Annotated in this window: 24 protein-coding genes; 8 read left to right on the top strand and 16 right to left on the bottom strand. The window is 71.9% G+C overall.

Translation table 11 applies throughout. From position 1 onward, the window contains the following. Positions 1–9: 9 nt before the first annotated feature. The 6 genes from ACH4XV_RS08640 to ACH4XV_RS08615 all read right to left on the bottom strand — a co-directional run bounded on the left by ACH4XV_RS08640 (position 10) and on the right by ACH4XV_RS08615 (position 6,964). Entirely contained in the window at positions 10–1,452 is a 1,443-nt protein-coding gene (locus ACH4XV_RS08640) for an amidase (RefSeq protein WP_395787787.1), read from the bottom strand. A gap of 141 nt (positions 1,453–1,593) precedes the next feature. Beyond that, on the bottom strand, positions 1,594–2,442 hold the full coding sequence (locus tag ACH4XV_RS08635) for an ABC transporter ATP-binding protein (protein WP_395787785.1): 849 nt from the start codon (positions 2,440–2,442) through the stop codon (positions 1,594–1,596). Between the two features lie 98 nt (positions 2,443–2,540). Next, the gene (locus tag ACH4XV_RS08630; protein WP_395787783.1) at positions 2,541–3,506 is read right to left on the bottom strand and encodes an ABC transporter ATP-binding protein; all 966 of its coding nucleotides are present in this window, start codon (positions 3,504–3,506) and stop codon (positions 2,541–2,543) included. Positions 3,507–3,513: 7 nt separating this feature from the next. Further along, positions 3,514–4,401 carry an ABC transporter permease gene (locus ACH4XV_RS08625; protein ID WP_395787781.1) on the bottom strand — a complete coding sequence of 296 codons (888 nt, stop codon included), beginning with the start codon at positions 4,399–4,401 and terminating at the stop codon, positions 3,514–3,516. Further along, on the bottom strand, positions 4,398–5,348 hold the full coding sequence (locus tag ACH4XV_RS08620; RefSeq protein ID WP_395787779.1) for an ABC transporter permease: 951 nt from the start codon (positions 5,346–5,348) through the stop codon (positions 4,398–4,400). Before ACH4XV_RS08620 ends, ACH4XV_RS08625 begins: the two co-directional genes overlap by 4 nt. After that, a complete protein-coding gene (locus tag ACH4XV_RS08615; protein WP_395787778.1) occupies positions 5,348–6,964 on the bottom strand; it encodes an ABC transporter substrate-binding protein in 1,617 nt (538 codons plus the stop codon). The genes ACH4XV_RS08620 and ACH4XV_RS08615 overlap by 1 nt, the downstream gene beginning before the upstream one ends. Positions 6,965–7,131: 167 nt before the next feature. Between ACH4XV_RS08615 and ACH4XV_RS08610 the strand changes: the two genes are divergently transcribed. From ACH4XV_RS08610 to recQ, 3 genes are all read left to right on the top strand, one after another. Beyond that, complete coding sequence (locus tag ACH4XV_RS08610; RefSeq protein ID WP_395787776.1) at positions 7,132–8,187, top strand: LacI family DNA-binding transcriptional regulator; 1,056 nt, start codon at positions 7,132–7,134, stop codon at positions 8,185–8,187. 130 nt (positions 8,188–8,317) lie between these two features. Then, a complete protein-coding gene (locus ACH4XV_RS08605; RefSeq protein ID WP_395787774.1) occupies positions 8,318–9,835 on the top strand; it encodes an aldehyde dehydrogenase (NADP(+)) in 1,518 nt (505 codons plus the stop codon). Positions 9,836–9,911: 76 nt separating this feature from the next. Next, entirely contained in the window at positions 9,912–11,999 is a 2,088-nt protein-coding gene (gene recQ, locus ACH4XV_RS08600) for a DNA helicase RecQ (RefSeq protein ID WP_395787772.1), read from the top strand. A gap of 190 nt (positions 12,000–12,189) precedes the next feature. Here the strand turns inward: recQ and ACH4XV_RS08595 are convergent, their stop codons facing one another. The 3 genes from ACH4XV_RS08595 to ACH4XV_RS08585 all read right to left on the bottom strand — a co-directional run bounded on the left by ACH4XV_RS08595 (position 12,190) and on the right by ACH4XV_RS08585 (position 14,179). Next, on the bottom strand, positions 12,190–12,720 hold the full coding sequence (locus ACH4XV_RS08595) for a hypothetical protein (RefSeq protein ID WP_126637333.1): 531 nt from the start codon (positions 12,718–12,720) through the stop codon (positions 12,190–12,192). A gap of 125 nt (positions 12,721–12,845) precedes the next feature. Continuing rightward, positions 12,846–13,598 (bottom strand): anti-sigma factor domain-containing protein, encoded by a 753-nt coding sequence (locus ACH4XV_RS08590; RefSeq protein WP_395787770.1) that lies wholly within the window; start codon positions 13,596–13,598, stop codon positions 12,846–12,848. Beyond that, positions 13,595–14,179, bottom strand: a complete 585-nt coding sequence (locus ACH4XV_RS08585) for a sigma-70 family RNA polymerase sigma factor (RefSeq protein WP_379994892.1) — start codon at positions 14,177–14,179, stop codon at positions 13,595–13,597. Before ACH4XV_RS08585 ends, ACH4XV_RS08590 begins: the two co-directional genes overlap by 4 nt. Positions 14,180–14,429: 250 nt before the next feature. Here ACH4XV_RS08585 and ACH4XV_RS08580 point away from each other — a divergent pair, with 250 nt between their 5' ends. Together ACH4XV_RS08580 and ACH4XV_RS08575 are read left to right on the top strand one after the other, a co-directional pair. After that, positions 14,430–16,022, top strand: a complete 1,593-nt coding sequence (locus ACH4XV_RS08580) for a molybdopterin-dependent oxidoreductase (protein WP_395787767.1) — start codon at positions 14,430–14,432, stop codon at positions 16,020–16,022. 112 nt (positions 16,023–16,134) lie between these two features. Further along, positions 16,135–16,797, top strand: coding sequence for a fasciclin domain-containing protein (locus tag ACH4XV_RS08575; RefSeq protein ID WP_395787765.1), 663 nt, complete (start codon positions 16,135–16,137; stop codon positions 16,795–16,797). A gap of 251 nt (positions 16,798–17,048) precedes the next feature. Here the strand turns inward: ACH4XV_RS08575 and ACH4XV_RS08570 are convergent, their stop codons facing one another. Then, positions 17,049–17,747 (bottom strand): hypothetical protein, encoded by a 699-nt coding sequence (locus ACH4XV_RS08570; RefSeq protein ID WP_395787763.1) that lies wholly within the window; start codon positions 17,745–17,747, stop codon positions 17,049–17,051. Between the two features lie 116 nt (positions 17,748–17,863). After that, positions 17,864–18,508, bottom strand: a complete 645-nt coding sequence (locus ACH4XV_RS08565; RefSeq protein ID WP_395787761.1) for a Crp/Fnr family transcriptional regulator — start codon at positions 18,506–18,508, stop codon at positions 17,864–17,866. Positions 18,509–18,814: 306 nt separating this feature from the next. Between ACH4XV_RS08565 and ACH4XV_RS08560 the strand changes: the two genes are divergently transcribed. Further along, positions 18,815–19,453 carry a transcriptional regulator gene (locus ACH4XV_RS08560; protein ID WP_395787759.1) on the top strand — a complete coding sequence of 213 codons (639 nt, stop codon included), beginning with the start codon at positions 18,815–18,817 and terminating at the stop codon, positions 19,451–19,453. 19 nt (positions 19,454–19,472) lie between these two features. Here ACH4XV_RS08560 and ACH4XV_RS08555 read toward each other — a convergent pair whose 3' ends face one another. Further along, positions 19,473–20,720: a CapA family protein gene (locus ACH4XV_RS08555; RefSeq protein WP_395787757.1), complete on the bottom strand. Its 1,248-nt coding sequence runs from the start codon at positions 20,718–20,720 to the stop codon at positions 19,473–19,475. 69 nt (positions 20,721–20,789) lie between these two features. Beyond that, positions 20,790–21,101 (bottom strand): L-rhamnose mutarotase, encoded by a 312-nt coding sequence (locus ACH4XV_RS08550; protein WP_395787755.1) that lies wholly within the window; start codon positions 21,099–21,101, stop codon positions 20,790–20,792. Between the two features lie 225 nt (positions 21,102–21,326). Here ACH4XV_RS08550 and ACH4XV_RS08545 point away from each other — a divergent pair, with 225 nt between their 5' ends. Together ACH4XV_RS08545 and ACH4XV_RS08540 are read left to right on the top strand one after the other, a co-directional pair. Then, on the top strand, positions 21,327–22,187 hold the full coding sequence (locus ACH4XV_RS08545; RefSeq protein WP_395787753.1) for a fumarylacetoacetate hydrolase family protein: 861 nt from the start codon (positions 21,327–21,329) through the stop codon (positions 22,185–22,187). Beyond that, complete coding sequence (locus ACH4XV_RS08540) at positions 22,184–23,038, top strand: amidohydrolase family protein (RefSeq protein WP_395787751.1); 855 nt, start codon at positions 22,184–22,186, stop codon at positions 23,036–23,038. Before ACH4XV_RS08545 ends, ACH4XV_RS08540 begins: the two co-directional genes overlap by 4 nt. Before the next feature lie 85 nt (positions 23,039–23,123). Here ACH4XV_RS08540 and ACH4XV_RS08535 read toward each other — a convergent pair whose 3' ends face one another. The 3 genes from ACH4XV_RS08535 to ACH4XV_RS08525 form a co-directional block, all read right to left on the bottom strand. Next, on the bottom strand, positions 23,124–23,954 hold the full coding sequence (locus ACH4XV_RS08535; RefSeq protein WP_395787749.1) for a sirohydrochlorin chelatase: 831 nt from the start codon (positions 23,952–23,954) through the stop codon (positions 23,124–23,126). A 76-nt stretch (positions 23,955–24,030) separates the two neighbouring features. Continuing rightward, positions 24,031–24,612 carry a putative glycolipid-binding domain-containing protein gene (locus ACH4XV_RS08530; RefSeq protein ID WP_395787747.1) on the bottom strand — a complete coding sequence of 194 codons (582 nt, stop codon included), beginning with the start codon at positions 24,610–24,612 and terminating at the stop codon, positions 24,031–24,033. A gap of 87 nt (positions 24,613–24,699) precedes the next feature. Beyond that, positions 24,700–26,454 carry a hypothetical protein gene (locus tag ACH4XV_RS08525; RefSeq protein ID WP_395787745.1) on the bottom strand — a complete coding sequence of 585 codons (1,755 nt, stop codon included), beginning with the start codon at positions 26,452–26,454 and terminating at the stop codon, positions 24,700–24,702. Positions 26,455–26,479 lie beyond the last annotated feature (25 nt).

Genomic DNA, 26,479 nt, shown 5'->3' with positions numbered 1-26,479 from the left:
GGCGCCCCCTCAACGCCCCGGCGTCCCCACCCCCGCGTAGTCCCACGGCCGAACCCGCTCCACCGCCGCCGCCACCCGGAACACCGTCGCGTCGTCGTAGAACCGCCCGACGATCTGCACCCCCGTCGGAACCCCGTTCGCCGCCCGCCCCGATGGCACGCTCAACACCGGGCACCGGCTCGCAATGTTGAATACCGTCGTGAGCGACGCCTCCAGGTAGTGCTCCAACTCGACGTCGTTGATCGTGACCTTGGTCGACGTGTAGTCGTCGTCCGCGAGGAACGCGGGAATGCCGGCCGTCGGGCACAGCAACACGTCGTATCGGTCAAGGAGTCCGCCGATCTCGGCCTGGATCGCCGCCTCGCGTTCCAGGCCCGAGAGCAGTCCGCGCCGGTCCGCCGCCGCGACCGTCTCCTCCGCGAACCTGAGCGTGTACGCGTTGAGTTGATCGCCGTAGTCGTTCGCGACCCCGGCCACCCACGAGCCGAAGATCGCGCCGAAGTGGATCATCGCGGTGTCCATCACGTCGCGCCGGCGGATGTCGACCGCCACCTCCTCGACGATCGCACCGGCCTCGCGCAACGCGTCCGCGACCGCTCGGGTGTTGGCCTCCACCTCGGGGTCGATCTGCCAGTCGCCCAGCCCGATCGACAACGCCACCCGCAGCCCCGCGACGTCCTCCGGCACTGTCGGCAGGGTCAGCTTGGGGCTGAGCGCGACACCGTCGAGCGGATGCGGACCCGCGATCACGTTCTGGAGCAGTACGCAGTCGGCGACCGTGCGAGTCATCGGGCCGTCGTGGCAGTACGTGTCGAGGTTGAACGGCGGCAGGGCCGGCACCCGCCCGTAGGGCGGCTTGTAGCCGACCGTGCCGGTGAACGAGGCGGGGATGCGGATCGAGCCGCCGATGTCCGAACCGGTCGCCAGCGTCGTACTCCCGGCCGCCAGCGCCGCGCCCGCGCCACCCGAGGAACCACCGGGCGAATAGGCCGGGTTCCACGGATTGCGGGTCACGCCCCACAACTTCGAGTCGGTGAATGCCGCGCAGCTGAACTCCGGGGTCGTGGTGCGCGCGTGCACGATGCCGCCGGCCGCCATCACCCGCTCGACCACGGGATGGGTCGTCTCGGCGATCTCGGTCGCGAAGGGCAACGAGCCCTCGGCGATGATCCGGCCGGCGATCGGCTGTTCCTCCTTGGTCGCCACCGCGAGCCCTTCCAACGGCCGTGGCGCGTCGCCCTTGCCGGTGTAGCGGGCCTCGGCCTCCCGCGCCGCGGACAGCGCTTCGTCGTACATCCGCTCGGCGAGGCAATTGACGACGGGCTCGACCGCCTCCGCGCGCGCGATCACCGCGTTCATCAGTTCCACGGGCGACAGGGATCGGTCCCGGAAACGACGCAGGGCCTCGGTCGCGGGCAGATAGGCGAGTTCATCGACGGTGTGATCGGACATGGGAGGTTCCGGATCCTTTCGTTGTGTTTGCGTCGCGGCCGGCGCACGCGACAGGTTCGGGTTCGTCGAACGACAAGGGCGGGTTCGTCGACGACAAGTGCGGGTTCGTCGAACGACGAGTTCGGCTCCGTCGACCGGGGATCAGGCCCCCGACGAGCCCCCTGCTTCCCGCTCCAACGCCCGCCGATCCGCGGCGATCCGCGCCGGATCCCACCCCACCCGCGGCACCGAATCGAGCAGCAGCCGCGTGTAGGCGTGCTGCGGATCCGTCAGCACATCGGCCGTCCGTCCCGCCTCCACCACCCGCCCGGCGCGCAGCACGACCACGTCCTCCGTGATGTGCCGGACGACCGCGAGGTCGTGGCTGACGAACAGGAAGCCGACTCCCGCGTCGCGCCGAATCCCGGCCAGGAGGTCGAGGATCTGCGCCTGGATGGACACGTCCAGCGCGGCGACCGCCTCGTCCAGGATCAGTACCTTCGGCTCGGCGGCCAACGCCCGGGCGATCGCCACCCGTTGGCGCTGTCCACCCGACAGCGCCTTCGGCAGCGCCCCCGCCTCGCGCTCGCCCAGCCCCACCTGGTCCAGCAACTCGTCGACGCGCGCCGACCGCTGATCCCGGGTCAGGTCGAAGTGCAGGCGCAGCACCTCGTCGATGCACTCGCGCACCACGATGCGCGGATCCAGGGACAGGTAGGGGTCCTGGAACACCATCTGCATCTCCCGGGCCCGGGCCAGGCGTTCGGCCCGATTGCGGGTGCGCGCCGCCCGTTCCCGACCCCCGATGCGGATGCTGCCCGAGTCGGGCGAGACGAGCCCCACGAGCATCCGCGCCGTCGTGGTCTTGCCGCATCCGGACTCGCCGACGATGCCGAGCGAGCCGCCGGGCGGGAGCGTGAACGACACGCCGTCCACGGCCCGATGCCCTCCGAACGCCTTGCACAGGTCGGCGACTTCGAGCGTGCAATCGACGGAACCCTCGGAGCGCATGGAACCCCTGGCACCTGTGGACTCCTTGGAGCCTCCCGACTCCCCGGCCCCCACGACTCCCCCGCCCTTGCCCCCGGCCTTCCGGGCCACCGAGCCGGTCACGTCACAATCCCCTCGTCGACCCGAAAACAAGCCGCGTACGCGTCGTCGGCCCGCACCAGCGCGGGCGGCTCGACCAGGCACTCCGGCCCCACCCGCGCACAGCGCGCCGCGAACGCGCACCCGGTCGGCGCCTCGGCCAGCGATACCGGGCGTCCCGGGATCGGCTTCGGCGGCCCGGCGTCCGGCTCCAGGCGCGGCGTGGACGCGAGCAGTCCGGCCGTGTACGGATGCCTCGGTCGCGCGAACAACCCCGCCGCGGTCTGCGTCTCCACGATCCGCCCCGCGTACATCACGTAGACCCGGTCGCACACCGCCGCGGCCAGCTCCAGGTCGTGCGTCACGAACAACATGCCGGTCCCGCGCTCGGCCTGAAGCCGGGTCAGGATCCCGATCACCTCGGCCTGCGTGGTCACGTCGAGCGCGGTGGTCGGCTCGTCCGCCAGCAACAACGACGGTTCCCCGGCCAGCGCCGCGGCGATCACCACCCGCTGGAGCATGCCGCCGGAGAAGTGGTGCGGATAGCGGCGCATCGCGCCCTCGGGGTCGCGAATGCCCACCGCTTCCAGCAGTTCGACCGCACGCCGCGCGGCGACCGCCGGAGCGGTCCCGGCCGCGCGCAGCCCCTCGGTGAGGAAGTCGCCGACCCGGCGCATCGGATTGACCGACGCCCTCGGGTCCTGGAAGACCATCGCCACCTCGCGTGCCCGCAGCGAACGCAACTCGGCGCGACGCAATCCCAGTACGTCGCGTCCACCCACCCGCACCGCGCCGCTTACCGAGGCATGCTCCGGCAGCAGCCCGAGCACCGAGCGGCACGCGACCGACTTGCCCGAGCCGGACTCGCCGACCAGGCCCACACTTTCGCCCTCGTCCACCCGCAGCGAGACGCCGTCCAGGATCGGCCGGGCGGCCCGTCCCTTGGGCAACCGCACGGTCAACTCGTCGATTTCCAGAAATGCCATGGCCGGATCAGCGCTCCCGCTTCGCGACTCGGTCGGCGATGCCCTCGCCGACGATGCCGAACGCCACGACCGCGACGACGATGCACAGGCCCGGCGCGAACGACGGCAGCATGGCGTCCTGGAGCAGTGCGGCCTGACCCTCGTTGATCATCGATCCCCAGTCGGAGTCGGGTGGTTGCACGCCGAAGCCGAGGTAGGACAGCGCGGCCAGGTCCATCAGCGCGTAGCCGAAGTTGATCGCCGACTGGGCCAGCACGGTCGGGGTGATGTTGGGGATCAGGTGCCGCACGCAGATGGTCCATCCCGACCAGCCCTGGACGCGGTAGGACTCGATGTACGGCCGCGCCTTCTCCTGCGCGGCGATCGAGCGCACCAGGCGGCCGACGTACGGCGTGTACGCGACGCTCATCGCGATCACCGGCGCGGTCAGTCCGGACCCGAAGACGGCGACGAACAGGATGGCCACGAGCATGCCCGGGAACGCGAAGATCAGGTCCATCGAGCGGGACAGCATCGCGTCGATCCACCCGCCGCGCCACGCGGCGGCGACGCCGAGCACGATGCCCAGGATCGTGGAGATGCCGACCACGAGCAGCGGGCCGAGCAGACCGGTGCGGGCGCCGTGGATGACGCGGGACAGGATGTCCCGGCCGGACTGGTCGGCGCCGAGCAGGTGATCGGACGACGAACCGGCGAGCGTGGCGGTCAGGTCCACGGCGTCGGGGTCGTACGGCGCGATCAGCGGCGCGAACACCGCGATCAGCACGAGCAGTACGAGGATCACGGCCGCGCCGGCGAACAGCGGCCCCTGCCGCAGCGCGCGCAACACCCCGAAGCCGGGCCGCCGGACCATCCCGCCGCCGGCGGCCTTGCGGTCGATGGGGATCGTACTCACGAGGCACCTCGCCCGGTCAGGGAAAGCCGCGGGTCCACCAGCGGCTGCAGCAGGTCCACCACGAGGTTGACCAGAACGAACGCGGCCACGGTCAGCAGCGTGATGGCCTGTACCACCGGGAAGTCCTTGACGTTCACGGACGACACCAACAGCCCGCCGACGCCCGGTACGGAGAACGCCGTCTCCACGATCGACGTGGTCACCAACAGGCCCGCGATCATGGTGCCGACGACCGTGACGATCGGGCCGAGCGCGTTGCGCAGCACGTGTCGGCGCACCACGTCGGTCTCCGCGACGCCGCGGGCGCGGGCCACCTCGACGTGCTCCCGGGCCAGTTCGTCCAGCATCGAGGCCCGGGTCACCCGGGCCAACAACCCGGACAGGGTGAACGCGAGCGCCACGGCCGGCAGGGTCAGGTGCTCGACGCGGCCCCCGAAGCCCTGGCCGCCACCGAAGGTGGGGAACCAGCCGAGCTTGACCGAGAAGAGCGAGACCAGCCCGATCGCGGCGACGAACGACGGTGTCGCGGTGGCCACTCCGGTGCCGATCAGCACGAACCTGTCCACGAATCCCGGGCGCAGCGCGGCCAGGATGCCCAGGAGCACGCCGGCGAGCACGATCAGCAGCGCCGCGTAGCCGATCAGGAACAACGTGGTGGGCAGCCGGGACGAGATCAGCGCGCCGACGTCCTGCCGGAACTGCACCGAGCGGCCGAAATCGCCGGTGCACACGTCGCCGAGCCACTGCGCGTACTGGGACAGGAACGGGTCGTCCAGGTGGTACTGGGCGCGCACGGCTGCCTTGGCCTCCGGCGTCGCCGGGTGGCCCTTGAGCAGGAAGGTCACCGGATCCCCGGGGGCGAGGTGGATCGCGCTGAAGACCAGGAACGAGGTCGCCAGCAGCACCATCGCCAACCCGAGGAAACGGCCCAGGAAGTAACGCGCCATCAGCCTGCGGCCCCGACGGTCGCGGCCCACGGCCAGTAGAGCGCGGCGCTGCTGACCGTGGCTCCGGTGATCCGCTTGTTCATGTACAGGTTCGACGGCTGCTCGAAGAGCGGGATCGAGGCCAGGTCGCGCATCGCGATGTCCTGGAGCTTGCCGGTCAGGTCCGAGCGGGCGCCGGGGTCGGCGGTGGCCGCCGCCTGGTCGTAGAGCTTGTCGTACTCGGGGTTGGAGTAGTTGCCGTAGTTGGCGAACGCCCCTGTGACGAACGACTCGTAGAACTCCAGCGGATCGGGGGTGTTCGTGTATCCGTTGGTCACCACGAGGTCGATGCCCTTGCGTGCCTCGGGGTCGGTGAACAGCGCGGTGTAGGCGTCGGGGGTGACCGTCTTGAGCTCGATGTCCAGGCCGATCGACTTGCCGGCGGCCTGGATCGCGGTGGACGAGACGGAGATCTCGGGGGCGAGCACGCTGGTGGCCAGCACGATCTTCTTGTTCGCGCCGCCCGCCTCGGCGACCAGCTTCTTGGCCGCGGCGAGGTCCTGCTTGACGGGCGGCAGGGTCGCGTAATAGCCCTGTGCCCGGTCGGGGGCCAGGCCCCAGGCGGTGATCGGGAGCAGGCTCTTGGCCTCGTTGGCGTAGCCGCTGGCCGCGGCCTTGATCAGGCCGGGCCGGTCGATCGCCATGGACAGCGCCTGACGCATCCTCAGGTCGCCCATCGGGCCCTGCATGTTGGTGACGCCGAGCAGGTAGGCGCCGGTGCCGGGGCCGAAGTACATCTTGCCCTGGGGAGAGTTGAGCAGTCGGCCGTACGCGTTGGACGGCACGGTGTAGCCGCCGTCGACCGAGCCGGACAGCAGCGCGTTCACCCGGGCGGCCGGGTCCTGGATGAAGACGAACTTGAACTGGTCGTTCTTCGGGGCCAGTTTCGGGTCCCAGTAGTTCGGGTTCTTCTTGAGCACGATCGAGTCGCCGGCGGTCCACTTGTCCAGCGAGTAGGGGCCGGTGCAGTTCACCCCGCCCTGCGGATTGCCGTAGTCCTTCCCGGCCTTGGCGATCGAGGCGGCGCTCTCCACCGTGCCGGGCGAGGCGGCGAGCAGCGAATTGAGCAGCGCGTCCGGCTTGTTCAGCTTGATGGTGACCTGGAGCGGGCCGGTGGCGTCGATCGAGGCGACGTTGCGGAACGCGGTACCCCACGCGGAGGCGAGTTCGGGGTCCATGTGCCGCTTGAGGCTGGCCACCGCGTCGGCAGAGGTCATCGGCGTGCCGTCGTGGAAGGTGACCCCGGGCCGCAGTTCGTAGACCCAGGTGAGGGGGTCCGGGTTGGTGTACGAAGCGGCCAGTCCCGGCTCGATCTTCATGTCCGGCGTGGTACGCAGGAACTGCTCACAGACGTTGGCGAGCACGGTGTTGATCGGGAAGTCCCAGGCGTAGAGGTAGTCGAGCGTCTGCGGCTCGGCGTACAGCGACCAGGTGACCGAGGGGATGTTGCCCTTGGCCGCGGGGGTGTCCGGGCTGATCTTGAACCCGCCGGCCGGCTTGGCCGAGTCGTTGGAACCACCGGAGCACCCGGCCACGGCGGCGGCCATGACGGCAACCGCCGCGACGGATCGGAGCATGCGCAAGGGAACCCACCTCTTCCAGGGGGTAGCGGGGACGCTGGGGTCGTCTGGAGTATTGATGCGGGAACGTTCCCGCACAAGACTTTGCGGGAACGGTTTTCTGGAGGTCGCAGCGGGGTGGGAAGACGTGACGCAGCGCCGTCCGGCCGGCAGCATGTGGCGACATGACCACTTCACCGCGAAGCGGCGGCAAACGACCTGCGCCCGTACCCCGGGTCCGCCTCGTCGACGTCGCCCGCGAGGCGGGGCTGTCCAAGACCACCGTCTCGGCCGCCCTGAACGGCACCGGCCGGCTGTCCGACGCGGTCCGCCTGCACGCGCAGGAGACCGCCCGCCGGCTCGGCTACCGCCCCAACGCCACCGCCCGGCTGCTGCGCGCGGGACACGCCAGGCTGATCGGTTACGCGGTACGCGAGTACGTGGACACTCCGTGGTCGTACATGGAGTCGCCCTACTTCGCCCAGCTCACCAGTGCCACCGCGCAGGCCGCGCTCGCCCACGGCTACGCGCTGGTCCTGCTGCCCACCCAATCGGCCCGCGACGAGTGGGCGGATCTGCCGCTCGACGCCGCCGTGCTGGCCGATCCGCTCGCCGACGACCCGCTGGTGGAGGACTTCCTGGCGGCGCGCATCCCGGTCGTCTCGGACCGGCGCGTGCGGGGCAAGCCGGGGGCGCACTGGGTGGACATCGACCACGAGATCGCGGTGCGGGGCGTGCTCGATCACCTGGCGGCGGGCGGCGCGCGACGGATCGGCGTGATCGGCGCGGGAACCACGTCGCTGTTCTACGAATTGGCGCTGACGACCTATCACGAATGGTGCGCGGCACGAGGGTTCGCCCCCCTCGTGGAACTGAGCGAGCGTCCCGGGAGCCGGGCCACCCGCGCCGCGATCGACGTCATGCTGGCTCGATCCGACCGCCCCGACGCGCTGTTCGTGCTCACCGAGGCCAACCCGCCGCTGATCCTGGAGACGATCCGCGCCCACGGCCTGAGCACCCCGGACGACCTGCTGATCGTCTGCGTCAGCGACGACCCGACGGCCGCCCAGACCGACCCACCCATCACCACCCTGAGCCTGCGTCCCGTCGAAATCGCAACCGCGGGAATGGAGTTGCTGATCAAGGCACTGGAATCCGGCGACCAGTCCCCGACGGGCCGAACCATCGAAACCCGCCTGGAAATACGCGGAACGTCACGCCGGAGCGGCGGTCACGACTGATCCCCTGGTCGACCGCGCACGGCGTGGTCCTCGTCCTACCGACCCGGAACCACGCGGATGGGCGTGGTTCGATGTCTCCCGAACGCCGCTCGCGCCCTCGCTCGTTCATTCGTCGCCCGGAGGAGATGCCGTGATCGAGTCGACTTCGACTGCCGGCGCCATCGTGCCCACCGCCGTGCAGGGGTTCAGTCCGCGCACCGGAAAGCCGATCGGCGAGCCCGTACCCGCGAGTTCCGCGGCGGAGGTGGATCGCGTCGTCACGGCGGCTCGGGCCGCGCTGCCCGAATGGGCGGCACGGAGCGGGGCCGAGCGGGCCTCGGTGTTGGAGGCCGTCGCCCATGCGTTGGATGCGGCGCGGGACGAGTTGGTGGCCATCGCCGACGGGGAGACCGCTTTGGGTGTGGTCCGACTGGGCGGGGAGGTCGGGCGTACCTCGGGCCAACTGCGCATGTTCGCCGGGCTGCTCCGGGCCGGCGCGCACGTGGGCGCGGTGCTCAGCCCGGCCGATCCGGCGCTCGGCCGGCCCGACGTGCGCCGCATGTTGCACCCGATCGGCGTGGTCGCGGTGTTCGCCGCGAGCAACTTCCCGTTCGCGTTCTCCGTGGGCGGCGGCGACACCGCGTCCGCGTGGGCGGCGGGGTGTCCGGTCGTGGTCAAGGTGCACGAGGCGCACCCGGCGACCTCGATCGCGGTGGCCCGGGTGGTCCGCGCCGCGCTGACCGCGGCCGGTGCCGCCGAGGACCTGCTCGGCCTGGTCGTCGGCCCCGCCTCCGGCGCTCCGCTGGTCACCCACCCGGACATCGCGGCCGTCGGCTTCACCGGCTCGCTCGCGGGCGGCCGGGCCCTGTTCGACCTGGCCGCCGGCCGGCCCGACCCGATCCCGTTCTTCGGCGAACTCGGCAGCGTCAACCCGGTCGTGGTGCTGCCCGGCGCGGCGGCCGAGCGGGCCGACGAGCTGGCCCGGGGCTACCTCGGCTCGCTCACCCTGGGCACCGGCCAGTTCTGTACCAATCCCGGCCTGCTGTTCGTCCCCGAGGCCGGCGGCCTCCCCGACGCCATCGCCGCGCACACCCGCACCGCGACCGGCGGCCCGATGTTGTCCGAGCGCATCCGGGACGCGTACGAGCGGGACACGGCGACGCACACCGGGCGCGAACCGGCCCGAGGTACCGCCGGCGAAGGCGCCTGGGCGGTCGCCCCCGTGGTCCGGCGCGCCGACCTCGCCGAGTTCGTCGCGCGCGCCGCCGAGCTGACCGAGGAGACCTTCGGCCCGGCCGGCCTGGTCGTCACCTACCCCGACCCGGACGCCCTCCTCGCCGCCCTCGCCGTGCTACCGGGCAGCCTCACCGGCTCGGTCCACGCCGTCGAGGCCGACCACCCGCTCGCCGCCCGGGTCGCCGCCGTCCTGCGCCCGCGCGTCGGCAGGCTCGTGCACAACGGCTGGCCCACGGGGGTCGCGGTGTGCTGGGCCATGCACCACGGCGGCCCCTGGCCCGCCACCACCGCCCCTGGCCACACCTCTGTCGGCGGCACCGCACTGCGGCGCTGGCTCGTCCCGACCGCCTACCAGGACTGGCCCGACGCCCTCCTGCCCCCGGAACTGCGCGACGCCAACCCGCTGGGCGTACCCCGCGAAATCCAGCCCTGACCCGTCGACGACCCCAACCCGACCACTTGTCCACAGACCGCACTCGGCTGTCGCCACAAGCTCTTAGACTGCTCGGATGACAGCGCTCGACGACGGTCCCCAGATCAGCGAAGCGCTGCAGGTTCTGCATCGCGTCTTCGGCTACGACTCCTTTCGCGGCAGCCAGCAGGAGATCATCGAGCATGTGATCGGCGGCGGCGACGCCCTCGTGCTCATGCCCACCGGTGGCGGCAAGTCGCTCTGCTACCAGATCCCCGCGCTGGTGCGCAAAGGCGTCGGGGTGGTGATCTCCCCGCTGATCGCGCTCATGCAGGACCAGGTCGACGCGCTGACCGCGCTCGGCGTGCGGGCCGGATTCCTCAACTCGACGCAGAACCCCGACGAGCGTCGCATGGTCGAGGCGGAGTTCCTGGCCGGTGAGCTGGACCTGCTCTACCTCGCGCCCGAGCGGCTGAAGGTCGACGCCACCCTGCGGCTCCTGGACCGGGGCGTCGTCTCGCTGTTCGCGATCGACGAGGCGCACTGCGTGGCGCAGTGGGGCCACGACTTCCGGCCCGACTACCTCACCCTGTCCCAGTTGCACGAGCGCTGGCCCGACGTGCCGCGCGTGGCGCTCACCGCGACGGCGACCGAGGCCACCCACGCCGAGATCGCCTCCCGGCTGAACCTGCAGCAGGCCCGGCACTTCGTGGCCAGCTTCGACCGGCCCAACATCCAGTACCGGATCGCCCACAAGGACAAGCCGCAGAAGCAGCTGCTCGACCTGCTCCGGGCAGAACACGCGGGCGACGCGGGCATCGTCTACTGCCTGTCCCGGGCCTCGGTGGAGAAGACCGCCGCCTTCCTCGTCGACAACGGCATCGACGCGCTGCCGTACCACGCGGGCCTGGACTCGCGGGTGCGCGCCGCCAACCAGGCCCGCTTCCTGCGCGAGGACGGCATGGTGATGGTGGCGACCATCGCCTTCGGCATGGGTATCGACAAGCCCGACGTGCGTTTCGTCGCGCACCTGGACCTGCCGAAGTCGGTCGAGGGCTACTACCAGGAGACCGGCCGCGCGGGGCGCGACGGGCTGCCGTCCACCGCGTGGCTGGCCTACGGCCTGCAGGACGTCGTACAGCAGCGCAAGATGATCGAGGGCTCGGAGGGCGACGCGGCCCACCGCCGCCGACTCGGCACCCACCTGGACGCGATGTTGGCGCTGTGCGAGACGGTCGAGTGCCGCCGGGTGCGCCTGCTCGCCTACTTCGGCCAGCAGAGCACCGCGTGCGGCAACTGCGACACCTGCCTGTCCCCGCCCGCCGCGTGGGACGGCACGATCGCGGCGCAGAAGGTGTTGTCGACGGTGTGGCGGCTGAAGAACGAGCGGCGCGGGCAGAAGTTCGGCGCGGGCCAGATCGTCGACATCCTGCTCGGCGCGAAGACCGCCAAGGTGATCCAGTTCGACCACGACACGCTGCGCGTGTTCGGCATCGGTACCGAGCTGAGCCGGACCGAATGGATGAGCGTGGTGCGGCAGTTGCTCGCGATGAAGCTGCTCGCCGTGGAGCCGTCGTACAACGCCCTCGTGCTCACCGAGGGCAGCGACGAGGTGCTGGGCCGCAAGCGCGAGGTGATGTTGCGGCGTGAGCCCGAGCGGCCGGCGCGCGCGGCGAAGGCCGCGAAGGCGGCCAAGACCGCCAAGGGCAAGGCGGCGCCGGTCGAGATGCCGGCGGCGGCCGCGCCGATCTTCGAGGCGCTGCGGGCGTGGCGCGGGGCGACCGCGAAGGAGCAGGGCGTCCCGGCCTACGTGATCTTCCACGACGCGACGCTGCGCGAGATCGCGACGGCCCTGCCGACCACGCTCGCCGAGTTGGGCACGATCAGCGGGATCGGCGAGAACAAGCTGGCCAAGTACGGGCAGCCGATCCTGGACACGCTGGCCGGCTCGGCCCCGACCGGCGCGGCCCCGGCGGCTGCGCCCACCGTGCCCGCACAACCGACGAAGCCGGCGCGGCCGGCGGCCGAGCTCACCCGCGAGCCCGTGCCCGAACTCATCCGCGAGCCCCTCCCGGACTACCAGCCGGACTATCAGGCCGACTACCCGCTCGACTACGAGCCGGACTTCGAGCCCACCCCGGAATACGACCCGGACTTCGACCCGGATCCCGACTACCGGGGCTGACGAACCGAGCCGAGGGCCGATCCGCGAGGATCACCCGTACCGAGCCGAGGGCCGGGCCGCAGGGGAGCACCGCGGCCCGGCCCGAATGCCTCGCCATCCGAAAAAACTCACACCACAGGCCCACCCCGAAAACGAGACGACCGGCCCCGGGGAGTGCACCCCGGAACCGGTCGCCTCGAAGACGTGTCGGTCAGCCCTTGTCCGCCGCGCCGCCTTCCGGCGTCTCGTCGAGCTCGGCCAGCTCCGCCATGAAGCGCTCGATCACGTCGCTGTCGGCCACCAGCGTGCCGACCGGCTCGCCCAGGACCTTGCTCGCCAGCTCGGTCGCGATCAGACCCAGCTCCGCGTGCAGCGAGGCGGTCGCGAGCGTGACGTCGCCGTTCAGCTTCTCGTGGCCGGTGGTCACCAGCTCCTCACGAATGCGCTGCCCCTCGGCGCGCGCCTCCGCGATCAGCCGGGCCCCCTCCTCGGCCGCCTGCTGCCGAACCAGCGCGGTCTCGCGCCGGGTCTCGGCCATCTGCGCCCGCAGCTCGGCCAGCGCGGCCTCGCTCTCGGCCTGGATGTCGGTCGCGCGGTCGAAGCCGCCTTCGAGCGCGTCGTGCCGTTCGGCGAGCGTCTTCCCGATCCGCGGCAGCAGGACCTTCGCGAAGACCGCGAAGACCAGCCCGAAAACGATGACTCCGAAGATCAGTTCGCCGACATCCGGCTTGAGAGGTCCCATGGTCCGAAATCCTCGAACACGACGGACCACAAATCAAGTCACGCCCACATCGCCGATCACCCACCGTGACACAGTGACTTCTATCCGCACTCCGAAAAGGTCGCCCGAGCCGCCCGACTCACCGCTCACGACCGCCCCACCGGGAAATCGATCAGCGCGATCGGCGCCCCGGAGGGTTGCGCCGAGCCGCCCGCCGGCTCCACCGTCACCCCGACCCCCGACGCGCGGTCCAGCCCCGACGCCAACAGCGCCGTCCCCGGCCGGATAAGGCCGATCGAGCGCATCCGGCCGTGGTCGTTGTACCACCCCTGGTACACCCGCGCGTCCGGCAGCGCCGGCAGCCCCGAGGTCAGCACCACGGTCCGGTCCAGCGCGGGCGAGGCGATCACCCGCACCGTCCCGCCGCCATCGACCGGCGCCGACCCCCCGACCGCGTCCGGCGCGGTGATCACCGCCTCGATCGCCGCACCCCGGGCCCGCTGCTGGGCCACGGCCCGTTCGGCGTCGCGCGCGTCCCGGTACTGATCGATCGCCACTGCGCCCAGCGCGCCGATCGCCGCCAGGCAGGCCGCCAGCACCAGGGCCATCACCCGCCGGGTCCGGCGCGGCTCCACCGGGGTGGGCGAGGGCCGATCGGGCAGTTCCGGCGGCAGTTGACGCACGGTCACGATCTGGTCCATCACCCGCCGCCTCAGCTCCGGGCTCGGCGTCTCGGCGACCGCGAGGGCCAGTCGTGCCGAGGTCTCCCGGAACTCGCGCACCTCCCGCGCACACGCCGGACACTCGGCCAAGTGGCTCTCGAACTCCCGCCGTTCGTCCTCGTCGAGGGCGTGCAGGGCGTACGCGCCCGTCATCGTGTGCAAGTCGGCGGAGGTCATGCGCCCACTCCCAGGCAGTCGCGGAGGCGGATCAGACCGTCCCGCAGGCGGGTCTTGATCGTGCCCAGCGGTACGTCGAGCAGGCCGGCCACCTCACGGTGGGTACAGCCCCGGTAGTAGGCCAGGGTCACGGACTGGCGCTGCAACTCGGTGAGCGTGCGCAGGCAGCGCCGTACCTGCTCGCGTTCCAGCCGCGCCTCGACCTCCTCGATCACCTCGTCGTACTCCGGCGTGTGCTCGCGAAGCGCGGTGCGGTGCTCCCGATCGGTGGCCGCCTGGGCCGAGCGCACCCGGTCGACGGCGCGACGGTGCGCCATCGTCAGGATCCAGGTCATCGCGCTGCCCCGATCGGGGCGAAAACGCGCGGCGCCGCGCCAGACGTCGAGCAGCACCTCCTGTGCCACCTCCTCCGACTGCGCGGGATCGCGGACCACCCGCCGGGCGACGCCGAGCACCGCGCCGATCACCGCGTCGTAGACGAACGAGAACGCTTCCTGGTCACCCTGCGCAACGAGGGCGAGCCGGTCCTCCAGCGTGGGCCCGCGCCCACCCGGCGCGGCGATGTGTACGACGGTCCTCACCCGGCCTCACCCCCCTGCCCGAGCCCGTCCCGGCGGCGGTGTCCGTGCCGATCGTCCATGTTCCACTCCCACTCGCGCCGATCCCGAGGCGGACACCCGCGCCGGGCATCCGGGTCCCGCCCGGCCCCGTCACCGCACACGGCCATCCAAGCCACATTCGGCGCCGCGGACCGCCCGGATTGGTCCCCGCACCCGTCGATTTCCGGGCCGGATCGCCACCCCGACCCGTTCGAGTGAACGACCAATCCGAATGGCCGACGGCGGCGAATGGCCCCACGTGAAGGCAAACGAAACCCGCCGATGGCTCCGGGCCGGAGCAGGCGCGCTCGGCGGACTGCTGTCCGCCGGCGCCGCGTTGGCCGTCGCCGAGTTCACGGCGGCGTTCATTCGGCCCGAGGCGGGCCCCCTCCCGGCCGTCGGCGGAGCGGTGATCGACCGCACTCCGCCGGCGGTCAAGGACTGGGCCGTCCGCCACTTCGGCACCGACGACAAACTCGTCCTGCAGACGGGGATCCTGGTGATCCTCGGCCTGATCGCGATGGGCCTGGGCGTCCTGTCGCTGCGGCTGCGCCGCACGGCGATGGTCGGAGTGTTCGCGTTCGGCCTGGTCGGCGCATACGCGGCGGTACATCGCGCCGGCGCCGGCCTCGTCGACACGGTGCCCTCCCTGCTGGGCGGCGTGCTCGGCGCGGCCGCGCTGTGGTGGTCGACCGAGCCGGTGGTACGAGTGCGCGCGGAGGATCGCGCGTTCGACCGCCGGGCGTTCCTGATCACCGCCGGCGCACTGGCCCTCGGCTCGGCGGTGGCCGGTACCACCGGTCGGATCGTCACCAACGGCAGGCGGGCCTCGATCGCCGCCTTCCGCGACCGCATCCGGCTGCCCGCCGCGGCGGAGCCGGCCGCACCACTCCCGCCGGGCAGCGACCTGCGCCTGCCCGGACTGTCCGCCTTCACCACCCCCAACGCCGACTTCTACCGCGTGGACACCGCCCTGGTGGTCCCCCGCGTGGATGTGGAGAACTGGTCGTTGCGGATTCACGGCAAGGGTGTCCGCACCCCGCTGCGCTACTCCTACGACGACCTGTTGCGCCGCCCGCTGATCGAGCGCGACCTCACCCTGACATGTGTGTCGAACGAGGTCGGCGGGCCGTACACGGGCACCGCCCGCTGGCTCGGGATACGCCTGGTCGACCTCTTGCGCGAGGCCGGCGTGCGTCCCCCGAGCCGGGGCGGGCCCGCCGATCAACTGGTCTCCCGGTCCATCGACGGGATGACCATCGGCACCCCGGTCGAGGTGGCCATGGACGGGCGCGACGCGCTGCTCGCAGTGGGCATGAACGGCGAACCGCTGCCGTTCGAACACGGCTATCCGGTCCGGATGGTGGTGCCCGGACTGTATGGCTACGTGTCCGCGTGCAAGTGGCTCGTCGACCTCGAACTGACCACGTTCGCCGGCTACGACGCCTACTGGGTCAAGCGCACCTGGGCCCGGGAGGCGCCGATCAAGACCCAGTCGCGGATCGACACGCCCAAGCCGTTCGCCCGCCTGCGGGTGGGCGTTCCGGTGCCGATCGCCGGCGTCGCGTGGGCGCAGCACCGGGGCGTGGCCGGGGTCGAGGTGAGCGTGGACGGCGGGCCGTGGCAACCGGCCCGGTCGGCCGAGGTGCCCGGCCCCGACACCTGGCGGCAGTGGGTGTGGGAGTGGACGCCCACCCGGACCGGCTCGCAGCGGATCGAGGTCCGCGCGACCGACGCCACCGGCGCGGTGCAGACCGACAAGCGGGTCGGCACGGTGCCGGACGGTGCCACCGGACGACATTCGGTGGTGGTCACCGTCGCCTGATCACCCATCCCCCTCGCCGCCTGTCGGCTCCACCGATCCCGTCACCCGTTCGATTCCGCGGCGCATCCGTCGCGGATGCGATCCGCAGCAACTCGACCAAGGAAGTCACGCCATGACCGTCATCCGTCTCCCCCGCAGCATCGCCACCGTCGCGACCGTGGCCGCGCTCGCCCTCCCGCTGGCCGCCTGCGGCAGCGACGACAAGAAGGACGAATCCGCCTCGAAGACGGCGGCATCCGCACCGGCAGCGGCCCCCTCGACGGCGGCCGGCGGCCCCGGCACCACCACCTCGGCCGCCGCGCCCTTCGGCGCCGGATGTAGCGCGGTCCCCGTCACCGGCGCGGGCAGCTTCACCGGCATGGCCCAGGACCCGGTCGCCACCGCCGCCTCGAACAACCCCGTGTTGTCCACGCTGGTGGCCGCGGTCAAGGCGGCCGGCCTGGTGGACACGCTCAACACCGCGCAGAACATCACGGTGTTCGCGCCGACCAACGACGCGTTCGCGAAGATCCCCAAGGACACCCTGGACAAGCTCCTCGCCGACAAGGACACGCTGACCAAGGTCCTGACCTACCACGTGGTGGGACAACGCCTGGCTCCCGCCCGGTTGGCCGGCGGCTCGTTCGAGACGCTGGAGAAGCAGCCGCTGAGCACCAAGGGTTCGGGTGACGCGTACACCGTCAACGACACCTCGAAGGTGGTCTGCGGCAACGTGTCGACCGCGAACGCGACCGTGTACATCGTGGACACCGTGTTGATGCCGCCGGCCTCCTGACCGGTCCACACGCCCGCCCCGGGGCGAGCCGGTGGACGGTCGGCCCCGTGCGTGGGGCGCGACCGTCCACGCGGGTGCCGTGCACTGTCGGGCCTCTCCCTCCCAGGCCCGGGGGTGCCGGCCGCCGCGCCGGTCGAAACCGCCCCCATCGGTCGGCCACATCGACCTCGCGCCCCGAGTCGTGTCCGCAAACCCCCGTCGGCTTCGTCGGGGGCTTGCGGACCCGACCCGGTTCGTCGCCACCCACCACGTCACCCGGGCGAGCGAACCTCCCCGTCGAAGGTGAAGCCCCTGTCCAGCCCCCCGCGCCGGACAGTCGTCTTCTTCCCTCGCGGCGGATTCGCCGCCCGCTCGGTGTCCGTGGCGGGTGGGCGCTGATACCCGGGTACGTACACCCAGGCCGTCTCGTCGACCTCCTTGGCCCGCACGTGGACCTCCCCGTAGGCCGCGCTCTCCAGGCCGCCCCGCTCCGGGACGACCACCGCCTCGTGCCAGGGCTTGGAGACGATCAGCGCCAGACACGCGCGCTCCGCGGCGGCCAACACGTCGCGCAGCGGGTCCGCGTTGACCAGCCGGCAGGCGGTGTTGATCGCGCTGCCCGACCAGCCCCGGGTGTCCTGCACCACGTCCCCCGCGTGCAGCGACACCCGCAGCCGGATCCGTGCCTCGTCGCTCGCGTGCCGGTCGTGGTTGCGCAAGCCTGCGTGCAGGCGATCGATGAACAGGTCGGTCAGATCCTCCTTCGGCACGTTCGCCGGGATCAGCAGGATCGCCCCGTCACCACGGTCCTCGACCACACACGCGTCCCAGGCGATGCCCGCCGATTCGAGGGCGGAGTGCAGCAGTTCGTACAGACGTCCCCGTACCCACTCCTGCGTCACGTCCGAGCGCCTGCCGAATCGCTCGACGTCGAGCACCAGGATCGACATGTATCGCGACTTGGCTCCCACGGAATCCCCCTATCGGGCCGTGCGCTCGCGCGCCCCGCTCGCCACTCCCTGCCTCCTGCCCCTCAAGGAGTACTCCGGCGCCGGCCGCTTGTACGCGTCAGATGACACACAACGCGTTATCCGTCGGCCCATTCCCGTAGAGCGGGTGGATCGGACACCACGATGCTGCCGCGCCGGGTCTGCACGAGGTCCGACTCGTGCAGCACGCGCAGCGCCCGGACCACCGATTCCCGGGAGATGCCGATCGCGTCCGCGAGTTCCTGCTGGGTGGTCCGGATCACACACGGACCCTCGGCCCGGCCCAACGTACGATCGGCCAGCGCCCGGGCCACCCGCCGCCCGGTGGCCAGCGCGCCGTACTCGACCCGCCAGCGGTCCGACTCGCGGATCCGCAACACCGTGCGGATCAACACCGCGTACACCAACGGGGCGTTCGTACTGAGCAGTTCGCGAAATCGGGACAGCGGCACGAGCACCGCCACCACCGGGCCGAGCGCGACCACCGTCGCCGAGCGGCCGCGCCCGTCGATACACGCGAGTTCGCCCACCAGCTCACCCGGCCCGCGTACCGCGATGGTCACCGCCGACCCGTCCGAGGTGGCCCGTTCGATCTTGACCTGGCCGTGTTCGATCAGCACCACGTGGCGCGGGTGATCGCCCTCCATGAACAGCGCGTCACCCCGGTCGTAGCCCAACCGGCGGCCCGATTCCCGCAGCACGTCCCGGAGTTCCTTGGGCAACGCCCTGTCTTCCTCCGCCACACCCGCTCCTCCGTCGCCGTGCCGCCAGAGCTTAATCACGCGTATCGGGGTTGGGCAGGCGTTCGGCGATCCCGCCGAACCGGCCCAACCGACCGTGCGTCGCCCCGCGCGCGGCGCATGATCCGCCCCGCCTACCGGTCACCCCTTCGATGGATTTCCGACGGTTTCCCGACGGGCTTTCGCGCTCGCCGCCACGATCGGGGAGTGAAACGGCCCGTTGCCGGGGAGGGATACGGCTCCCGCGCGAGGGCCGCGCCGAGGTCGCGTGAGCGTGAGCGCCGGGACCGACGAGTGAAACGGTGGACGATGGACGCACGAAAGCTCTATACCCAGGTCGTCCAGGACCTGACCGAGGGCGCCGCGAACCGGTTCGTGGACCGCGCCGAGGCCGGCCCGGTCGATGTCGAGGCGTTGCGCCGGATCGCGGGCGAGGAGTACCGGATCATCTCCAGTGACGGGCGCTCCTTCGCCCTCCTGGCGGCCCGCTTCCCGGACGCCGCGCCGCTGTTCCTGGCGCTCGCGAGCGGCGAGGCACAGGCGCTGGAGTTGCTGACGCCGTACGCCGAGGCGGTCGGCATGGGCGGCGCCGAACTGCTCGGCTACCCGCCGGTGGCCGCCGCTCAGGGGTATCCGCATCACCTGGCCTGGTTGGCCCAGTTCGGCTCGCGGGCCGAGGTGGCGCTCGCCCTGTTGGTCAACTTCGGCTTCTGGGGCGGCTATTGCGGCCGCTTCGCGCAGGCGTTGCGCACCCACCACGATCTGACCGAGGATCAGGTGGCCTTCTTCACCTTCTTCTCGGCGCTGCCCCCGGGCTTCGAGGACGCGGCGCTGACCCTGTTGCAGACCGGCCTCGACGGGGGCGACGACCAGGAGGGCGCCAAAACCGCCGCCCGACTGATGCAGAGCTACGAACTGGCCTTCTGGGACGCCCTCCCGACGTCGTAGCCGACCCCCGCGCCGGCCCTTACCGGTCCTCCACCAGCCCCGCCCCCGCCGCACCCTCGGACAACACCGCGTCGACCACCGTCGACCGCGCCGTCTCCAGCAGCGCCCGCGTGGCGGCCGGCGTGCCCGGGTCGGCGAGCGCCCGGTTCACGTCCAGGATCCGAAACGGCGGGCCGGGGTGGGAGTACAGCGGCCGGAACCGTGCCTGGGTCACGCTCCACCGCCCCGCCGTGTCGCGCGTGAAGGTGAACATCCCGGCCGAGCTGTAGTTGCCGCGCGGCTTGTCCGGGAAGTTGGCCAGTTCGTCGCCCATGCCGTAGATCACCCAGGTGCCGTTGACCTTCTCATATGCCTGCGGCACGTGGTTGTGGGTGCCGACGATCAGGTCGACGTCCTTGACCCCGTTGTCCGTCGATGCGGTCAACTCCCGGGACAACGTGCGCTGTTGCTCGTCCGGCTCGCGCTGCCACTCGGTGCCCCAGTGCAGGCTGAGCAGGACCACCTCGGCGCCGGCCGCGCGGGCGGCCCGGGCCTGGGCGATGATCCGCTGCTTGTCGATCACGTTGACCGACCACGGTTTGCCGTCGGGCAGCGGGATCCCGTTGGTGTCGTAGGTCCAGGACAGATGGGCGACCTTGACCCCCTTGACCTCCAGGATGGTCGGCGCGGCCTCCTCCTCGGTGCGCGCGCTCCCGGCGTGCCGCACGCCCGCCGCGTCCAGCGTGTCCAGGGTGCGCCGAACCCCGGCGAAGCCGCCGTCCAGCGTGTGGTTGGACGCGGTCGAGCAGCCGTCGTAGCCGGTGTCCGCCAGCGTCGCGGCGATCTGCGGCGGCGCGGCGAAGATCGGATACCCGGTGAACGGCCCCTCGGGCGGCCCGTACGGGGTCTCCATGTGGCACAACGCGAGGTCGGATCCCTGCACGAGCGGCCGGACGTCGGCGAACATGCGATGGAAGTCGTACCCCGAGTCGCCCGCGTCCTGCTGCGACTGGGCGATGATCGTCGGGTAGGCGAGTACGTCGCCCGTGGTGGTCAGGGTGAAGCTCGTCGGTGCTTTCCCGGCCGGCCCGCTCCCCGGCGCTTCGGATCCGGACGGCCCGCCCGCGGTCGCGCTCGGCGCCGCGATCGCATCCCGCCGCGCGCTGCCCTCGGTGCGGTCCGCGTCCCAGACCAGGGTGATCAGCCCGGTGAGCAGGCCGACCACCACCAGCGCGACCCCGGCCCGGCGTCTCGTGCGTGCCGTGTCCCTCGTACGTGACGTATCCATGGCCCCGTGTTCCCCCCCAGGCGCGACCGCAGCCGAAGAGCGACCGTTCGGCCGAACGCGCCGGGGCGCTCAGAGCCGCCACACCTCGGGGAGGCTCGCCTGTGTGCCTGTCGCCGAGTAGTCGTGACCGACTTCGGTCAGCTCCGCCATCCGGGCCTGCCAGGCGACGTTGACCGGGAGTTCGGCCAGTTCGGTGAGCAGCCGAGAGTAGTCCTCGCAGTCGATCACATGGAACAGCTCCGAGCCGCTGCGCCAGATGCTCCACTCGCGCACTCCCGCCGCCCGGATCGCCGCGGTCAACTCCGCCGGCACCTCGCGGTGGGCCTGCTCGTACTCGTCCTCGTGTCCCGCCCGCAGTCGGGTGTGCAGTGCCACGCGCATGTCGGCGCCCTTCGGGTCCCGGATCGACGCCGGCGGCGGGTCGTGGTGCGGACGGATTCCCTCCGACCCGACCCAACCTTGACATTGATCCGATCATTAAGTTTCAGTGGTCGAGTCAATCTTGCATATCGGCAGTATCAAGGCCAGGGTTCCGGAAAATCGAATCCCATTGGTCCGATGACTGAGTCGCATGCAGACCTTTCCGTACCTCTGGAGTGACCTTCCGTGAAATTCCTGCGGGTCGGCGCCCCCGGCCTCGAACGTCCCGCCGTGCTCGGCCCGGACGGGGCGGTGCACGACCTGTCGTCGATCACCGCCGACCTCGACGGCGCGTTCCTCGCCGGTGACGGTATCGCCCGGGCCCGCGCGGCGCTCGCGGCCGGCGAACTGCCTCCGATCGCCGAACCGGGTCGGATCGGCGCGGCCCTGGCCCGCCCCGGGAAGGTGGTGTGCATCGGGCTGAACTATCTCGACCACGCGGAGGAGACCGGCGCCGAGGTGCCGGCCGAGCCGATCGTGTTCATGAAGGACCCCGGCACGGTGATCGGCCCCGACGACGAGGTCCTGATCCCCCGGGACAGCCACAAGACCGACTGGGAGGTGGAGCTCGCGGTGGTGATCGGCGCCCGGGCCCGCTACCTGGAGTCCGACGCCGAGGCCGCGGCCTGCATCGCGGGCTACACGATCAGCAACGACGTCTCCGAGCGCGAGTTCCAGTTGGAGCGCGGCGGGCAGTGGGACAAGGGCAAGTCCTGCGAGACGTTCAACCCGCTCGGCCCCTGGTTCGTCACCGCCGACGAGGTGGCCGACCCGCAGGCCCTGGAGCTGCGGCTGTGGGTCGACGGGGTGCTGCGGCAGGACGGTTCGACGGCGAAGATGATCTTCGGCGTGCATCACCTGGTCCGCTACCTGAGCCGGTTCATGGTCCTGGAGCCCGGCGACGTGATCAACACCGGCACACCGGCCGGCGTCGCCCTCGGCCTGCCGGGCACGCCCTACCTGCGTGCCGGCAGCGTGGTCGAGGTGGAGATCACCAGACCGGGCGGCTCGCTCGGCCGGCAGCGGCAGCGGATCGGACAGGCGTGAGCGAGGCCGCGCGGCGGATCGACGCCCACCACCACCTGTGGGACACCGACGCCCACCCCGACGCGTACGGGTGGATGGACGGCCCGTGGGCCGACCCGCTGCGCGGCCGGTTCGGGCCGGACGAACTGGCCCGGGCGGCGGGCCCGGTCGGCACGGTCGCGGTCCAGGCGCGCACCGACACCCAGGAGACCCTGGACCTGCTCGCGATCGCCGCCGATCCGAGTACGCCGGTGGTCGCCGTGGTCGGCTGGATCGACCTGACCGCCCCCGACCCGGCCGGGCGGGCGGCCGCGCTGCGGGCCGCGCCCGGTGGTGAACTGCTGGTCGGCGTGCGGCACTTCGTCCAGGACGAGGCGGATCCGCAGTGGTTGGCGCGCCCCGACGTGGCCCGCTCGCTGGAAGCGCTGGCCGCCGCCGGGCTGACCTACGATCTGCTGGTGCGCGAACCGCAGTTGCCCGCCGCGGTGCGGGTCGCGGAGCGGCATCCCGGGGTGTCCTTCGTGCTGGACCACCTCGGCAAACCCGCGATCGGCGCGGGCGCGTGGCAACCGTGGGCGGACACGATCGAGCGCCTGGCCGCGCTGCCGAACGTCGCGGTCAAGCTGTCCGGCCTGGTCACCGAGGCGCACTGGCGGGACTGGACGACGGCGCAGATCCTCCCGTACGCCCGGCACGCACTGGCCTGCTTCGGCCCGGAACGCACCATGTTCGGCTCGGACTGGCCGGTGTGCACCCTGGCCGCGTCCTACGACACGGTGGTCTCGATCGCCGACCAGGCGTGCGCCGAGCTGTCCGACGCCGAGCGGGACCTGGTGTTCGGCGCGACCGCCCGCCGGGTGTACGGCCTCTGACGGCACGTCGGGCCGGTCGCTTTCGACGGCGCATGGCACGGGGGGAGCCATGCGCCGTCGGGTGCGACACGAGTGTCGCCCGCGACTAGCCGCAGGCCTCCAGATACTTGTGCAGGATCAGCTTGGCCACCGCGGTGTGCGCGCCGATCGGCTCGGCCGCGGTACAGCCGGCCTGTTCGGCGACCTCGGCGATCCGGCCCGTCTCGACGTCCGGTCCGAGTACGTGCGGCGCGAGCGCTATCGACGCCGCGCCCATCTCGCGCAGCCGCTCGGCCGCGGCCACCACCGTCTTGGGATCGCCCAGGTCGGCGGTCATCACCGGCAGCGCCAGTCGGGCCGCGAGGAGCACACCGGTCACCTCGGCGGCGGCCACCGCCTCGGGGCCCCCGTCGGTGACCAGCACGATGCCCTCGGCTGCGGTGGCCACACTGAACAGTCGGGCCCGGTCGGCCCGGGCCAGGCCGGCCTCGGACAGCCGCTCGTGCAGCACCTCGGCCAGCAGCGGGTGCGGGCCGAGCACGCCGCAGTGCCGGAACTCCCCCTCCGAGGCGGCGAGCGCCGCCTCTGTACGGGCCGTGGCCGCGGCGTTCGGGCCGAGCAGGAGCGGGACGACGACCGCCTCCGGGGCACCGTTGAGGACGGCGGCCAGATCGGCGCCGTCCTCCTCTATCACCACCGGTCGAAGGTCGAGACCGGGCAGATCGGCGCCGGCCAACAGCGCGACCTCGCCCACGAGGGCGAGCAGTTCGCCGTTCGCGGGTCCGGGCACGGCGAGAATCAACGGTTTGGCGGCCTCCGGGAGTTCATGGGAGTCGGGCCGACGGTGCCGTCCGCCCTGACGGGGTTGCGGCACCCGGGTGGGCAGACCTGGGGTGCGGGCGGGCAGCGGGGACGCTGCGTCCGAGGAGGAGCTCATGGGATCGGATTTTATGGAATCCGGCCAAAGCCTTCACAGCCGGACGCCAAGAGCAACAGGACTGTTACGGCCATGATCACCGGTACTGCGTGCGCTCGGCCCGGATTCGGGTGCCCAATTGCGGATAGTCCACGACCAATCCGTCGCGGTCCACGGACAGATCACTGGCGAAGTCGCCCGATTCGTACCGTACCCGAGCCCCGTCGGGGGTCGTCTCCAGGTGCGTGTAGGTCTGCGCGGACGGGTGCACCACCAACTCCGGCACGGCCACGAAGGCCATCAGGAACCGGTGCCTGCCCGGCCCCTCGTGCAACCCGTGGCGCCGGATCGGCATCGTGTTGGTCAGCGGGGACAGGCCCAGGTCGCAGTCCAGCGCGTCGGCCAGATCCGGGCGCGGGACGCCGTCCACCGTCCAGCCCTCGGCCGCGCGCCGCAGGTCCAGCCGCCTGGTCTCGCCCGCACCCTGCGCGACCACGCGCAACCGGGTGGTCACGAACTCCTCCGCCGTCTCCAACTGGTAGGTGAGCCGATAGGACCGGGGCGACGTGCCCAGGGCCTCGCCCCGCGCGCTCAGCCGGGTCGCGCCCAACTCGACCCACGAGGTCTCCTGCCCGCCGCTCTCGGTCACCCGCCACGTCAGTACGCGCTCATCCGTCACGTGTGCATCGGTACCCCGAATCGGCCGCGCGCACCAACGCTTTTCCCGGACCCGCACACGACTCGCACACCACCGACCCCCTCCCGTTCAGCCCGCCGCGGCGGCCGCGGTCGCCAACAACTCGGGCAGCGTCCCGGCGAACGAGGGAGCCAGTCGGGCCGCGACCACCCGGGCTTCGATGCCCTCGCCCAGGTATTCGCGGAGATACGCGGGCATGCGCTCCCGATGCTTGTCGACCAGCGACGCGTCGGCGCCGTACCGCTGGATCCGGTCGTAGACGTCCAGTGCCTTCCCGGCGGGCACCAGGCCGGAGAACACCTGCTCGGCCAGTCCCGGGATCTTCGCCAGCTCGGCGCGCAGTCGACGCGCCTCGTGCGTGTACACGTGGTCGTGCCCGGTCTTGGCACACCACCGGTCGCGAACCGGCCAGATCGCCCGCAGGACGGTGCCGTCCTCGGCGGCGGCGAGTATCTCCGCCGGGCAGCCGGGGAACACGCTCAGCGTGCGCGCCGTCGCGCCGGCCAACGGCTCCTCGGCGTGCGCCGCCAGGAGCAGCGGCCACCCCGTTCGCGGATAGCCCGGGGCGCCGGCTCGAAAGCCCATCGGCTCCCGGAGCACCGCGTGCGGGGTGCGCTTGTCGAACGCCCGTCGACACTCCTCCCGCATCCGCGCCCGGCCCGCGTCACCGTCCGCGCACATCGCCCGCAACTTCGCGGCCACACCCGGCCGCAGCGGCAGGTCGTCGATCAGCCGCTCCGCCTCCGCCGGCCCGTGCCGGTCCCATAGGCCCAGCAGCGCGCCGAGCAGCACACCGCGCTGCACCGGCGGCACGAACGGCTCGTGTTGCTTGTTCTGGTAGCTGTTGTGGAACAGCGGGCGCAGCGCCGCGATCCCGCCGCGCTCCCACGCCTCGACCGCCTTGGACACCACCACGCTCGAGTAGCGCACCCGCAACAGCGCGGCGCGCACCAGGGCCGGGTCGCCGGACCACACCGCGGGGCGCCGGTAGCGCGCGTTGTCCGAGCGGATCACCCGCGCCACCGTGGTCGGATCCAGCGGGACCGTGCCCGCGGCGGCCATGATCAGGTTGCGTTCGCGGTCGCCCACCCGGGAGTTGGCGTAGACGACCGCGTTCAGCCCGGGGTCGCCCAGCTCGATCAGCGCGTCGAACACCTCGGCGCGCGGGTATGCGGCGGCGGCCAGCGTCCGGCGCTGTCGGGCGGTCGCGCGGCGCACCGTCTCGGCGACCACCTCGACGGGCAACGCGGCGCCGAAGTGCGCCAGGTCGAGCAGGGTACGCGGGCGCAGGTGCGGGATCAGCGCGACCAGGTGCTCGGGGCGGGCGCTCAGCAGCAGTTGCCGCCACTCGACGGCGATCGCGGCCGGCGGCGCGGGAATCGCCTCGCGACCGCCCGACCCCGCGCCCGCCTCCTCGATGGTCTCGGCGACCGTGCCCCGCGCGTTCGGCAGCAGTGCGAGCAGCCGCGACCAGGCGCGCGGGTCGGCGCCCAGGTGCCGGTTCAGGAGCGCGGTGACCTCGGCCATCGGGCGCAGATAGGACAGTTCGTCGTGGGAGCCGCAGTGGCGCAGGAAGCGCAACACCGCGACGGCCGGTCGCGCGTCGGCGAACACCTCGGCGGTGACCCGCTCGTGCGGGCTGCGCGCCGCGGCCTTCATCAGGTCCGCGCCGGAGCCGTGTCGGATCACCGAGCGGATCAGCGCGACCGGAAGGCCGCGCGTCTTGTTCAGGTGCGGGGCGTAGGTGCCGCGCACCCGGGCGAACACCTCGCCCTCGGCGTTGTCCAGCGCGGCCAGCAGCGCGAACGCGGCGGGGTATTCCATCTCGAAGGCCCTCTCGGGGTCGTGG

Source organism: Embleya sp. NPDC020630, from assembly GCF_044334985.1.
GTDB lineage: Bacteria > Actinomycetota > Actinomycetes > Streptomycetales > Streptomycetaceae > Embleya.
The sequence above is the reverse complement of the archived record's forward strand: the minus strand, read 5'-3'. Positions and strand labels throughout refer to the sequence as shown.

What these genes read in the sequence shown, in the direction of transcription:
- ACH4XV_RS08595 (WP_126637333.1), bottom strand. Translation starts at nt 12,720, where the DNA reads ATGGGACCTCTCAAGCCGGATGTCGGCGAACTGATCTTCGGAGTCATC.
- ACH4XV_RS08550 (WP_395787755.1), bottom strand. Translation starts at nt 21,101, where the DNA reads ATGCGCGTGGCACTGCACACCCGACTGCGGGCGGGACACGAGGACGAG.
- ACH4XV_RS08640 (WP_395787787.1), bottom strand. Translation starts at nt 1,452, where the DNA reads ATGTCCGATCACACCGTCGATGAACTCGCCTATCTGCCCGCGACCGAG.
- ACH4XV_RS08580 (WP_395787767.1), top strand. Translation starts at nt 14,430, where the DNA reads ATGGCCGACGGCGGCGAATGGCCCCACGTGAAGGCAAACGAAACCCGC.
- ACH4XV_RS08620 (WP_395787779.1), bottom strand. Translation starts at nt 5,348, where the DNA reads ATGGCGCGTTACTTCCTGGGCCGTTTCCTCGGGTTGGCGATGGTGCTG.
- ACH4XV_RS08615 (WP_395787778.1), bottom strand. Translation starts at nt 6,964, where the DNA reads ATGCTCCGATCCGTCGCGGCGGTTGCCGTCATGGCCGCCGCCGTGGCC.
- ACH4XV_RS08560 (WP_395787759.1), top strand. Translation starts at nt 18,815, where the DNA reads ATGGACGCACGAAAGCTCTATACCCAGGTCGTCCAGGACCTGACCGAG.
- ACH4XV_RS08525 (WP_395787745.1), bottom strand. Translation starts at nt 26,454, where the DNA reads ATGGAATACCCCGCCGCGTTCGCGCTGCTGGCCGCGCTGGACAACGCC.
- ACH4XV_RS08575 (WP_395787765.1), top strand. Translation starts at nt 16,135, where the DNA reads ATGACCGTCATCCGTCTCCCCCGCAGCATCGCCACCGTCGCGACCGTG.
- recQ (WP_395787772.1), top strand. Translation starts at nt 9,912, where the DNA reads ATGACAGCGCTCGACGACGGTCCCCAGATCAGCGAAGCGCTGCAGGTT.
- ACH4XV_RS08535 (WP_395787749.1), bottom strand. Translation starts at nt 23,954, where the DNA reads ATGAGCTCCTCCTCGGACGCAGCGTCCCCGCTGCCCGCCCGCACCCCA.
- ACH4XV_RS08555 (WP_395787757.1), bottom strand. Translation starts at nt 20,720, where the DNA reads ATGGATACGTCACGTACGAGGGACACGGCACGCACGAGACGCCGGGCC.
- ACH4XV_RS08630 (WP_395787783.1), bottom strand. Translation starts at nt 3,506, where the DNA reads ATGGCATTTCTGGAAATCGACGAGTTGACCGTGCGGTTGCCCAAGGGA.
- ACH4XV_RS08610 (WP_395787776.1), top strand. Translation starts at nt 7,132, where the DNA reads ATGACCACTTCACCGCGAAGCGGCGGCAAACGACCTGCGCCCGTACCC.
- ACH4XV_RS08590 (WP_395787770.1), bottom strand. Translation starts at nt 13,598, where the DNA reads ATGACCTCCGCCGACTTGCACACGATGACGGGCGCGTACGCCCTGCAC.
- ACH4XV_RS08635 (WP_395787785.1), bottom strand. Translation starts at nt 2,442, where the DNA reads ATGCGCTCCGAGGGTTCCGTCGATTGCACGCTCGAAGTCGCCGACCTG.